At 61.9% G+C, this 12,471-nt stretch carries 9 protein-coding genes and 1 pseudogene; all 10 read right to left on the reverse strand.

Annotated elements, in window-relative coordinates; genetic code table 11:
- Positions 1-94: 94 nt before the first annotated feature.
- A complete protein-coding gene (locus tag AACY31_RS01685; protein WP_339481071.1) occupies positions 95-1,042 on the reverse strand; it encodes a choline ABC transporter substrate-binding protein in 948 nt (315 codons plus the stop codon).
- A 297-nt stretch (positions 1,043-1,339) separates the two neighbouring features.
- A complete protein-coding gene (gene hutG / locus AACY31_RS01690) occupies positions 1,340-2,143 on the reverse strand; it encodes an N-formylglutamate deformylase (RefSeq protein ID WP_339491350.1) in 804 nt (267 codons plus the stop codon).
- 11 nt (positions 2,144-2,154) lie between these two features.
- On the reverse strand, positions 2,155-3,357 hold the full coding sequence (gene hutI, locus AACY31_RS01695) for an imidazolonepropionase (RefSeq protein ID WP_339503736.1): 1,203 nt from the start codon (positions 3,355-3,357) through the stop codon (positions 2,155-2,157).
- A gap of 167 nt (positions 3,358-3,524) precedes the next feature.
- Positions 3,525-5,057, reverse strand: a complete 1,533-nt coding sequence (gene hutH / locus AACY31_RS01700) for a histidine ammonia-lyase (protein ID WP_339503738.1) — start codon at positions 5,055-5,057, stop codon at positions 3,525-3,527.
- A gap of 129 nt (positions 5,058-5,186) precedes the next feature.
- The gene (locus tag AACY31_RS01705; protein WP_339481077.1) at positions 5,187-6,710 is read right to left on the reverse strand and encodes an HAL/PAL/TAL family ammonia-lyase; all 1,524 of its coding nucleotides are present in this window, start codon (positions 6,708-6,710) and stop codon (positions 5,187-5,189) included.
- A 242-nt stretch (positions 6,711-6,952) separates the two neighbouring features.
- Positions 6,953-7,783, reverse strand: coding sequence for a quaternary amine ABC transporter ATP-binding protein (locus AACY31_RS01710; RefSeq protein WP_050586211.1), 831 nt, complete (start codon positions 7,781-7,783; stop codon positions 6,953-6,955).
- Positions 7,780-8,631 (reverse strand): ABC transporter permease, encoded by an 852-nt coding sequence (locus AACY31_RS01715; RefSeq protein WP_339481078.1) that lies wholly within the window; start codon positions 8,629-8,631, stop codon positions 7,780-7,782. The genes AACY31_RS01710 and AACY31_RS01715 overlap by 4 nt, the downstream gene beginning before the upstream one ends.
- Positions 8,632-8,702: 71 nt before the next feature.
- A complete protein-coding gene (locus AACY31_RS01720; protein ID WP_339481079.1) occupies positions 8,703-9,671 on the reverse strand; it encodes an ABC transporter substrate-binding protein in 969 nt (322 codons plus the stop codon).
- A gap of 184 nt (positions 9,672-9,855) precedes the next feature.
- Positions 9,856-10,608 (reverse strand): annotated as a pseudogene (locus AACY31_RS01725) (purine-cytosine permease family protein); the annotation flags it as partial.
- Positions 10,609-10,749: 141 nt separating this feature from the next.
- The gene (hutU, locus tag AACY31_RS01730; protein WP_339503740.1) at positions 10,750-12,435 is read right to left on the reverse strand and encodes a urocanate hydratase; all 1,686 of its coding nucleotides are present in this window, start codon (positions 12,433-12,435) and stop codon (positions 10,750-10,752) included.
- Positions 12,436-12,471: the final 36 nt, after the last annotated feature.

Here is a 12,471-nt window from a genome sequence, read left to right on the forward strand (position 1 = left end):
CGGCGTGTCAGTCGACGTAATGATTGGATGTACCACCGCCATCGCGGGCAAGCCTTGTTCCCACAGGTAAATCACCCCGCCACAGCCGGGTAGGTCAATGCTTGAGGCTGGCCTGCACCGTCGCCACGCCATCCTTGCCGTCGAAGCTGGTGACTCCGGCCAGCCACTTCCGCACATCCTCGGGATGATCGCGCAACCATTGCCGGGCGACGTCCTGGGGCGTCTTGCGCGCCATGATCGGTACCATCAACTGACTCTCCTGGGCAGCGCTGAAGGTAAGGTTTTCCAACAACCGGTTCACATTCGGGCACCGTTGGGCGTAGTCCGGTGCGGTGACGGTGGAGACGGTGGCGGCGCCTTCGTTCGGGCCATAGACATCCTCGCTGCCGGTCAGGTAGGTGATGTTCATGTTGATGTTCATCGGGTGCGGGGTCCAGCCAACGAAGACCACGAACTCCTTGCGATTCACCGCCCGCTGCACCGCGGCCAGCATGCCCGCTTCACCGGACTCGATCAGCTTGAAGTCCTTGAGGCCAAAGTGGTTGGTTTCAATCAGGGTCTTGATGGTGGTGTTGGCCCCGCTGCCTGGCTCGATCCCGTAGATCTTGCCACCGAGCTGATCCTTGAACCGGGCGATGTCGGCAAAGGTCTTGAGCCCCGCCGCCGCGACGTAGTCTGGAACAGCCAGGGTGGCCTGGGCGTCGGCCAGGCTCGGCGTGTCCAATACCTTCACTTGGGTGGCCGCCAGAAACGGCGCGATGTTCTTGTCCATCGCCGGCTTCCAGTAGCCCAGGAAGATGTCGAGACGCTTGTCGCGAATGCCCGCGAAGATGATCTGCTGCACGGCGCTGGTCTGCTTGCTTTCGTAGCCCAGCCCGGTGAGCAACACATCGGCCATGCCGCTGGTGGCGATCACGTCGGTCCAGTTGACCACGCCCATGCGCACGGTCTGGCACGACGCAGGCTCGGCGGCCATCGCCCCGGCGCTCAAGAGGGTGGTACCGCAGAGGATCGACAGACAACGTTTGAACAGTCTTTTCATCGGGAAGGTCTCGTGCGGCAGCGGATTATTGTAGGTCGGTGTCTTGCTGCCCCGTGCCAAAAACATTACGCAGCGCCGAGGGGCTGAAGATGAACTGTGGCGACTCGGTTTGGCACAGTGGCGACAGTTCCTCCCGAGACTCAAGGACAAAACCAACCTGTGGCAAGGGGGGCTGTGAGAGCAAAGCTTGCCCGCGATGAAGGCGACGCGATTGCTCTGAAACAGCGGCGCCTGTATCGCGAGCAAGCTTTGCTCCCACCGATAATTCCCCTCGCCACAGGAGTCATGGCTAGATCTTTATTTCTTGTAAGCCTGCCGTCCCCACTCCAGGAAGCCTTCCAGCAATTCCCTGAGCACCACCTGGGTCGGTGCCGCCAGATCAGCGCGGTAGTTGAACGGTTCGAACTCTTCCATGTAGGTGCTCTGGCACAGTTCCAGTTGCACCGCGTGGATGTCTTCGGCCGGGTTGCCGTAATGCCGGGTGATGTGTCCGCCCTTGAACCGCCCGTTAAGCACATGAGTGAACTGACCGTGACCGGCGCAGATGGCTTCGAGCTGGCTGGCCAGGGGCGGGGCGCAACTGACACCGTTGAAAGTACCGAGGTTGAAGTCCGGCAGCTTGCCGTCGAACAGGTGCGGGATCACCGAACGGATCGAGTGGGCATCGAACAGCAAGGCATAGCCAAACTCGGCCTTGAGCCGCGCCAGTTCCTGTTGCAGCGCCTGGTGATACGGCATCCAGATCTGCTGCAGATAAGTCGCCCGCTCCGCAGCTGACGGCTCCAACCCTTCTCGATACAACGGCACACCATCGAACAGTGTCGCCGGGTACAAACCGGTGGTGGCGCCGACGTACATCGGTTTGTCATCAGAGGGGCGGTTCAGGTCGACGACGAACCGTGAATACTCGGCGGCCAGGGTGCTGGCGCCCAGCTCGGTGGCACATTCGTATAGCCTTGGGATGTGCCAGTCGGTGTCTGGCAGGCTTTGGGCCTCGGGGATCAAACCCGCCTGCACCGCAGGGGTCAGACGCAGGCCGGCATGGGGCATGCTGATCAACAGCGGCACGCGGCCTTGCTTGAAATTCAGGACCTTCTCCACAACCGTTCTCCTCAATCGATTTGCACGCCGTGACGCACGACGCGTTTTTCCAGTTCGCCACCGAGCCAGTACGCCAGGTCGGCCGGGCGGTCGATGTGCCAGGCGACAAAATCCGCGACCTTGCCGGCTTCCAGCGAACCGTGGGTATGAGCCATGCCCAAGGCCTGGGCCGCATGAATCGTCGCCCCGGCCAGGGCTTCTTCAGGGGTCATCCGAAAGCATGTGCAGGCCATGTTCAACATCAAGCGCAACGACAACGCTGGCGAGGTGCCGGGGTTGAGGTCGCTGGCCACGGCGATTTTCACACCGTGCTTGCGCAGGGCATCCATGGGCGGCAGTTGGGTTTCGCGCAGGAAATAAAACGCCCCTGGCAACAGCACCGCCACGGTGCCGGATTCGGCCATGGCCTTGGCATCGTCCTCGGTCATGAATTCCAGGTGATCGGCCGACAGCGCCTGGTAACGCGCGGCCAGGCTTGAACCGTGCAGGGATGACAATTGCTCGGCGTGCAGCTTCACTGGCAGCCCCAGTTGTTGCGCTGTGATAAACACCCGCTCGACCTGCGCCGGGGAAAACGCCAGGTATTCGCAAAAGGCATCCACCGCATCCACCAGCCCTTCAGCCGCCAGGGCCGGAAGCATCTCGGTGCAGATGTGCTCGATGTAGTCGTCGGCCCGATCCTTGTATTCCGGCGGCAAGGCGTGGGCCGCCAGACACGTGCTGCGCACGCTGACCGGCAATTCGGCGCCGAGGCGACGAATGACGCGCAGAATCTTGCGTTCGCTGGCTAGGTCCAGGCCGTAGCCGGATTTTATTTCCACCGTGGTCACGCCGTCGCGCATCAGGCTTCCCAGGCGTTTGGCGGCGCTGGCGAACAGTTCATCTTCACTGGCGGCCCGGGTGGCGCGCACGGTGCTGGTGATGCCGCCACCGGCTGCCGCGATCTCGGCATAGCTGACGCCTTGCAGGCGCTGTTCGAACTCACCACTGCGGTTGCCGCCAAACACCGTGTGCGTGTGGCAGTCAATCAGCCCCGGCGTGACCCAGGCGCCCTTGAGGTCGTTGACCGCCGGGTAGTCACCCGTTGGCAATTCGGCACGCGGGCCGATCCATTGAATGTGCTCACCCTGGGTGACGATGGCGGCGTCTTCGATGATCGAGTAGACGCCCTGGGCCATGGTGGCGGCGTGGCAGTTTTGCCAGAGGGTTTTCATCCCGATGCCTCCGTATGATTAATGACAAGCGCACACGTAGGAGCTGCCGAGTGCAACGAGGCTGCGATCTTTCCCCAGACAATTGAGCCGTGAGCGAACGCACAACAGATCAAGATCAAAAGATCGCAGCCTTCGGCAACTCCTACAGGGTGCACGCTCTTGAGCAGTTAAAGGCTCGGCAACAACTGCGCCGCAACCAATTCGTTCAGGCACCGGCTCGCCAGCAATTGACTGGCCGCATTGATGTCCGGCGCAAAGAAGCGGTCCTTCTCATAAAACGGTACGTCTGCACGCAGCAATGCCCGGGCCCGTTCCAGTTTCGCGGAGGTCTTCAGGCCACCGCGCAGGTCCAGCCCCTGGCAGGCCGCGAGCCATTCCACCGCGAGGATCCCACGGGTGTTCTCGGCCATTTCCCACAGCCGCTTGCCGGCAGCCGGGGCCATGGAAACGTGGTCTTCCTGGTTGGCCGACGTCGGCAGGCTGTCCACCGAATGGGGATGGGACAGCGCCTTGTTTTCACTGGCCAGAGCCGCCGCGGTGACCTGGGCGATCATGAAGCCGGAGTTCACCCCGCCATTGGCGACGAGGAACGGCGGCAGTTGCGACATGTGCTTGTCCATCATCAACGAAATGCGTCGTTCGCTCAGGGAGCCAATCTCGGCAATCGCCAAGGCCATGTTGTCGGCCGCCATCGCCACCGGTTCGGCGTGGAAGTTGCCGCCGGAAATCACGTCGCCCTCGGCGGCGAACACCAGCGGGTTATCCGACACCGCGTTGGCCTCGATCACCAGCACCTCGGCGGCCTGGCGGAACTGGGTCAGGCAGGCGCCCATCACTTGCGGTTGGCAGCGCAGGGAGTACGGGTCCTGGACCTTGTCGCAGTTCTGGTGCGAATCGGAGACTTCGCTGCGCTCGCCCAGCAGATCGCGGTAGGCAGCGGCGGCGTCGATCTGACCCTTCTGGCCACGGGCGGCATGGATGCGTGCATCGAATGGCGAACGCGAGCCGAGCACCGCTTCCACCGTGAGGCCGCCCAGGGCCAGGGCACCGGCAAACAGATCTTCACCTTCAAACAGGCCACGCAGGGCAAACGCGGTGGACACCTGGGTGCCGTTGAGCAGTGCCAGGCCTTCTTTGGCGGCCAGGGTCAGCGGCACGAGGCCAGCCACTTTCAGCGCGTCGACGGCCGGCAGCCATTCGCCCTTGTAGCGAGCCTTGCCTTCGCCCAGCAGCACCAGGGACATGTGGGCCAGTGGCGCCAAGTCGCCGGAAGCACCGACCGACCCCTTGAGCGGAATGTGCGGATAAACCTCGGCATTGATCAGCGCAATCAGCGCATCGATCACCTGCCGACGGATGCCGGAAAAACCCCGGCTCAGGCTGTTGACCTTAAGCACCATGACCAGCCGCACCAGCGCGTCGCTGATTGGCTCGCCCACCCCGGCGGCATGGGACAGCACCAGGGAGCGCTGCAGGTTTTCCAGGTCTTCGCTGGCGATACGGGTCGAGGCCAGCAGGCCAAAACCGGTGTTGATGCCGTAGGCGGTGCGGTTCTCGACAAGGATCTGTTCAACGCAGGCAACGCTGGCCTCAATCTGCGCCGACGCGCTGGCGTCGAGGCTCAAGGTCACAGGTTGCTGATAGATGTCACGCAATTGAGCCAGGCTCATTTGGCCAGGAATCAGGTTTAAGGCAGTCATGTATTGCTCCTTTTGAGCGTTTTGTTTTTACCCGCCAGTCGCTCCGGAATGTTCCGTTATCCGTCACCTTCGCTTTTTGGGCGATGCTTTATGGGCAATAGGTGCCTTGGCACGCTGGCGCTTTTTTGATCAGTTCAAATTCGGTAATACGCTGTGCAGCACATTCGGGTCTTTGAGCAGGCCGGCGGCACTGGCGATGTCCGGCGCCAGCCAGCGGTCCTGGTCGTAGGCCGGGACGCGCTCGCGCAGCAATTTCCAGGCGATGTCGGTGCCGGCGCCGAAACGCTGGGCCTTGAGAAACTCAAAGGCCTGGGCCGCCAGCAGGTATTCGATGGCAAGGATCTGCGTGCAGTTTTCCAGCGCCCGGTGCAGCTTCAGGGTCGCGTTGGTGCCCATGCTCAAATGGTCTTCCTGCAACCCGGAGGTGACGAAATTGTCGAGCACCGCCGGTTGCGCCAGTTGCTTGTTCTGCGCGCACAACGACGCGGCGACGTATTGCACGATCATCATCCCCGAGTTCACCCCGGGGTTGGCCACCAGGAAGGCCGGCAGGCCGCTGACGTGGGGGTTGATCAAACGGTCGAGACGGCGCTCTGCGATGGAGCCGATCTCAGCCATGGCAATCGCCAGCAGATCCGCCGCCAAGGCGACCGACTGGCCGTGGGGATTGGCCTGGGACATGACCCGGAAGTTCTCCGGCGTGCCCAGCAGCAGCGGATTATCGGTGACCGCGTTGAGTTCGGTTTCGATCTGTTGCCGGGCGTGGGCCAATTGGTCGCGAGCCGCGCCGTGCACCTGGGGAATCGAGCGGATGCTCAATGCGTCCTGGGTGCGAATGCCCAGGCTCGCGGCGATGACCTCGCTGCCGTCCAGCAGGGCCCGCAAGTTGACGCCGACCTGCTGCATGCCCGGGTGCGGCTTGAGGGCGATGACGTCGGCATCGAACGCGGCAATCTGCCCGCGCTGGGCCTCGAAGCTCATGGCACCGATCACATCGGCCCATTGCACCAGCCGCGTCGCATCGGCCAGGGCCAGACAGCTCAGACCGGTCATGCACGGCGTGCCGTTGACCAGACACAAACCGTCCTTGGCCCCCAACTGCACCGGTTGCAAACCCTCTGCGGCCAGGGCCTGTTGCGCCGGGACGATTTGCCCGCGATAGCTGACTTGGCCGACGCCCAGCAGCGCGATGCCGATGTGGGCCATGTGGGTCAGGTAACCCACCGAACCCTGGGACGGCACTTGCGGCGTGATGCCGCGATTGAGCAGCGCCAGCAACGCTTCGACCACCCGGCGATGGATGCCGGACTTGCCCTGGCTGTAGTTGAGAATGGCGGCGCAGACAATCGCCCGGGTCTGTTCATCGCAAAGCGCCGCGCCGACGCCACAGGCATGGCTGAGCAGGGTGTTGCGCGACAGCTGGCTGAGTTGTTCATCCTTGAGCGAAACATTGCACAAGGCCCCCAGGCCGGTGTTGACGCCATAGGCACGCTCGCCGCTTTCGACGATGCGCTGGACGATGGCCTGGGCATTGTCGATCCGCGCCCAGGTCTCAGTCGATAGCTCGAGCACCGCGCCAAAGCGCGCGACGGCGACCACTTCCTGCCAACGCAACGGGGCGCCTGTGATTACGATTTTTTCAGCCTGGGACATCTTCAACCTCATGAAAAATTCACTTCAGCATCACATCTGGCTTAAGGCATAGCCTCTGTGGCGAGGGAGCTTTCTCCCGCTGGACTTTTGTAGGAGCTGGCGAAGCCTGCGATCTTTTGAGCTTTCGCTTGGGATTCAAGTGGCAGGGGAAAGATCGCAGCCTCGTTGCACTCGACAGCTCCTACAGGCCGAGCGGGGGCAAGCTTGCTCGCCACAAAAGCGCGCCGAGCACCAAAAACCTCTCAAACCACCGCCGCCCGCCGTTGCACAAACCGATCGACATACTCATCCGCCGGCGAGTGCAGGATCTCCCGAGGCGTGCCGACCTGGATCAGCTTGCCGTCCTTGAGGATCGCGATACGGTTGCCGATGCGCACGGCCTCGTCGAGATCGTGGGTGATGAAGACGATGGTCTTGTGCAGGGTCTTTTGCAGTTCCAGCAACTGGTCCTGCATTTCCGCGCGGATCAGCGGATCGAGCGCACTGAAGGCTTCGTCCATCAGGATAATGTCGGTGTCCGCCGCCAAGGCCCGGGCCAGGCCGACGCGCTGGCGCATGCCGCCGGAGAGCTGGTGCGGGTATTTGTTCTCGTAGCCTTTCAGGCCCACGGTGTTGATCCAGTGCAGCGCCCGCTCGGCACACACCTGCTTGCTCTCGCCGCGCACTTTCAAGCCATAGGCGACGTTGTCCAGCACGCTCTTGTGGGGCAGCAGGCCGAAGCTCTGGAACACCATGCTGATCTTGTGCCGGCGAAATTCGCGCAGGGCGTCCATGTCCAGTTGCAGGATGTCCTCACCGTCCACCAGGATCGCGCCACTGGTAGGATCGATCAGTCGGTTGAAATGGCGCACCAGGGTGGATTTGCCGGAACCGGACAAGCCCATGATCACGAAGATCTCACCGGTGCCGATGCTCAGCGACAGGTCGTTCACGCCAACCACGCAGCCGGTTTCGGCCAGCACCTGGTCCTTGGTCTTGTTCTGGCGGATCAGCTCCAGGGCTTCCTTGGAGCGATTGCCGAAAATCTTGAAGACGTTCTTGACTTCGATCTTGCTGATGGCTGCGTTGCTCATTTGCTCACCTCGTGCCGAGGACGACCATAGGCCTGGGTAATGCGGTCGATGACCACGGCGAGAATCACGATCGCCAGCCCAGCTTCCAGGCCGCGTCCGACGTTGAGGGTCTGGATGCCCACCAGTACGTCTTCACCCAGGCCACGGGCGCCGATCATCGAGGCGATGACCACCATCGACAGGGCCATCATGGTGGTCTGGTTGATCCCGGCCATGATGCTCGGCAGGGCCAGGGGCAGTTGCACGCCGAACAGCTGTTGCCAGCGGTTGGCACCGAAGGCATTGATGGCTTCCATCACTTCGCCGTCCACCTGGCGGATACCCAGGTCGGTCAGGCGAATCAGTGGCGGCGCAGCGTAGATCACCGTGGCGAAAATCGCCGGGACCTTGCCCAGGCCGAACAGCATCAACACCGGAATCAGGTACACGAAACTCGGCATGGTCTGCATGATGTCCAGCAACGGCATAAGTACCGAACGCAGGCGATTGCTGCGCGCCGAGAGAATGCCCAGCGGAATGCCGATCATCACCGAGATCAGTGTCGCCACCAGCATCAGGGCGAGGGTCTGCATCAGCTTGTCCCACAGGCCCACCGCGCCCACCAGGAACAGCAGGCCGACGATTACCGCCGTGGTTGCGACCTTGCGGGTGGCGTGCCAGGTGATGCCGCCGACGATGGCCAGCATCAGCCACCAAGGCGCCATGCGCAGCAACCCTTCGAGGTTGACGATGGCCCACAGCAAAGTGTCGGAGATGTGTCGGAACACATCGCCATAGTTGGTCACCAGGGAGTCGACCCAACCGTTGACCCAATCGGCGATGGAGAAGGTAAAGCTTTCGGGAAACATAAGAGACTCTCAATCAAGTGGATGCGGTGAACGTCCCAGCCAGCCCCACGGTTGGCCGGGAAGTATTCGACCTACAGAGCCGCGTCGATTTTCTTGGCAGCGTCTTCGCTTACCCAGGCGTGCCAGACTTCAGGATGTTCCTTCAGGAAGATCTTCGCCAGTTTCGGCGACTCGATCCGCTCTTTGGCCATGCGCCCGAGGTTCTGGTTCAGGATGTCGATAGGCAAGTTGACCTTTTCCAGCACCGCCACCAGTTCCGGAGCCTCGTCGTGGAAGGTCTTGGACAGGCCGACCTTGATGCTTACGCTCTTATCCACACCCGGTTTTTCTTCCAGTTTCACCAGGTCCACCTGGCCCATCAGCGGCGTGGGTGACCAGTAGTAGAACAGGATCGGTTCACCGCGCTTGTAGCTCGACAGCACCGCCGCATCCAGCGCCGGGCCGGTGCCTGGGCGGAAGTTGGTGTAGGTTTTTTCCAGGCCATAGCTTTTCAGCATTTCACTGTTGTCCAGCTCACAGGTCCAACCGGCCGGGCAGTTGTAGAAACGGCCCTTGGACGGTTCTTCCGGGTCCTTGAACACGGCAGCGTACTGGCCCAGATCAGCGATGTTCTTCAGGCCTGGCGCCTTGGCTTCGAGCTTGCGTTTGGCGTCGCCTTCAATCACGTAGCGCGGCACATACCAGCCTTCAATGGCGCCCACGACCGGGGCGCCGACGCCGACCACCTTGCCGGCCTTCTCGGCCTTGTTCCAGACCTCACTGCGGCCGACCCACTCTTCGGCAAACACCTGGATGTCGTTGCTGCCCAGGGCGTTCTCCATGGTGATGGAGTTGCCTGGCAGGCTGTCGACCTTGCAGCCGTAGCCTTTTTCCAGCACCACTTGCATGACGTCGGTCAGCAGCATGCCGCTTTCCCAGTTCAGGCCGGCGAACTTCACCGGTTTGCCCGACTCGCACCAACCCGCCGCTTGTGTGGCGCCAGCGCTGGCCAGCAGGCCCATGGAAAGCAACGTGGTCAGCAGGGTCTTGTTCGATTTCATTGTGTGACGCTCCTAATCAGTGAATTGGCTTACGGCAGTCAAGAGGCATCCAGCCCTTTCCACGTCCAATCAGGCCTGCGCCGCAGCGCGACCAGCCCCGCTTGTTATAGGTGCTACAACGCCGGCTGGTTCGACCGGCAGAATCAGTTGATCGGGTACTGCGCCGTGCCATTGTTTCGCGCACCTGCGCACCAATAACCGAACCGGCACCTGCGGCAAAAAAGGTTTTCACCGAAGAAGTCTCGCTCGGCAGGTAACGCGAATAGTCCGCCACGTAGGGGTCGAAGGCGATCTGCCAGGATGCCGCGAGCGACACCGCAAGCAGGAAGCTGCTCCAGCTGAAATGGCGGATTTGCAGGAGTGCGCCAACGTCCGTCTGGCTCATCAGGCGAGCGAACAGGTAAACAAAGGCAATCACACCAAGGAGGCTGGCGACACGTCCAATGAAGTGAATCACCCGATAACCGAGCACCGTGACCAGCACGATGACACTGGCGAAAATGAGGATGCCGACACTGTCGCTGACGCCAAACAACTGGCCCAGCGCCTGGCCGGAAAGCACGGTTCCCGTTGCGGTGAAACCCAGGTACATCAGGCACACCAGCACGATCGGGATAGCCGCGCCATACACACCAAACTGCACCCGGCTGGAGATCACCTGCGGCAGGCCCAGCTTGGGCCCTTGCGCGGCATGCAACGCCATGACGCCACCGCCGAGCAGTTGGCCGATCAGCAAACCGATCAACGACCAGAACACATCACCGCCAAGCACCACCGCCAATGCACCGGTGACAATTGCGGTGATTTGCAGGTTGGCCCCCATCCAGAGGGTGAACTGGCTCAATAATCGGCCGTGTCTCTCTGCTTCCGGGATGTAGTCGATCGAACGTTTCTCGATCAACGGCTTGCTGCTTGCGCGTGTGCGGGTGACAGCCATGGTTCAACCTTTGTGGATTGTTCTGGTCATTGGATAACGCCCTGTAGGAGCTGCCGAGTGCAACGAGGCTGCGATCTTTCCCCAGACACTTGAATCTCAAGCGAAAGATCAAAATCAAAAGATCGCAGGCTTCGCCAGCCCCTACCCGGTAATCATCGGCAGGTTCAGCCCCTGCTCCTTGGCGCAATCAATGGCGATCTGGTAACCGGCATCGGCATGACGCATCACGCCCGTGGCCGGGTCGTTGTGCAGCACGCGGGCAATGCGCTCGGCCGCTTCGTCGGTACCGTCGCAGACGATCACCATGCCCGAGTGCTGGGAGAAGCCCATGCCAACGCCGCCACCGTGGTGCAGCGACACCCAGGTCGCGCCGCTGGCAGTGTTGACCAAGGCGTTGAGCAGCGGCCAGTCGGAGACCGCATCGGAACCGTCCTGCATGGATTCGGTTTCACGGTTGGGGCTGGCCACGGAACCGGAGTCCAGGTGGTCGCGGCCAATCACGATCGGCGCCGACAATTCGCCGCTGCGCACCATCTCGTTGAACGCCAGGCCCAACTTGGCCCGCTGGCCCAGGCCAACCCAGCAGATACGTGCCGGCAAGCCCTGGAAGCTGATGCGCTCGCGGGCCATGTCCAGCCAGTTGTGCAGGTGGGCGTCGTCGGGGATCAGTTCCTTGACCTTGGCGTCGGTCTTGTAGATGTCCTGGGGGTCACCGGACAGCGCGGCCCAGCGGAACGGGCCAATGCCGCGGCAGAACAGCGGACGGATATAGGCCGGTACGAAACCCGGGAAGTCGAAGGCATTTTCGACGCCCTCTTCCTGGGCCATCTGGCGGATGTTGTTGCCGTAGTCGAAAGTCGGTACGCCCATTTTCTGGAAGGCCAGCATGGCGTTGACATGGACGGCCATCGATTGCTTGGCGGCCTTCACCACGGCCGCGGGTTCGGTCTTAGCGCGGGCACGGTATTCGTCCCAGGTCCAACCGGCCGGCAGGTAGCCGTTGAGTGGGTCGTGGGCGCTGGTCTGGTCGGTGACCATGTCTGGGCGCACACCACGACGGACCATTTCCGGCAGGATCTCGGCGGCGTTCCCACACAGCGCAATGGAAATCGCCTTGCCTTCGGCGGTGTATTTCTCGATGCGCGCCAGGGCGTCGTCGAGGTCCTTGGCTTGCTCGTCGACGTAGCGGGTTTTCAGGCGGAAATCGATGCTCACCTGTTGGCACTCGATGTTCAGCGAGCACGCACCAGCCAGGGTCGCGGCCAAGGGTTGCGCACCGCCCATGCCGCCCAGGCCGGCGGTCAGGACCCAACGGCCCTTGAGGTTGGAGTCGTAGTGCTGGCGACCGGCCTCGACGAAGGTTTCATAAGTGCCTTGCACGATGCCCTGGCTGCCGATGTAGATCCAGCTGCCGGCGGTCATCTGGCCGTACATGGCCAGGCCCTTGGCGTCGAGTTCGTTGAAGTGCTCCCAACTGGCCCAGTGCGGCACCAGGTTGGAGTTGGCGATCAGCACGCGAGGGGCGTTGCTGTGAGTCTTGAACACGCCCACTGGCTTGCCGGATTGCACCAACAGGGTTTCGTCATCGTTCAGATTGGTCAGGCTTTCGACGATCTTGTCGTAGCATTCCCAGTTGCGTGCCGCGCGGCCGATACCACCGTAGACCACCAGTTCCTTAGGGTTCTCGGCCACTTCCGGGTCGAGGTTGTTCATCAACATGCGCAGCGGCGCTTCAGTCAGCCAGCTCTTGGCGGTCAGCGTGTTGCCGCGAGGGGCACGGATTTCAACGTCACGGTATTTTTCAGGTTTGCGGGTAGCGTCGGTCACAGCAAAAACTCCTCAGCGATCAATCCAGACCAGCCC

Origin of the sequence: Pseudomonas sp. RL_105y_Pfl2_101 (assembly GCF_963970585.1) — a bacterium.
Lineage (GTDB): Bacteria > Pseudomonadota > Gammaproteobacteria > Pseudomonadales > Pseudomonadaceae > Aquipseudomonas.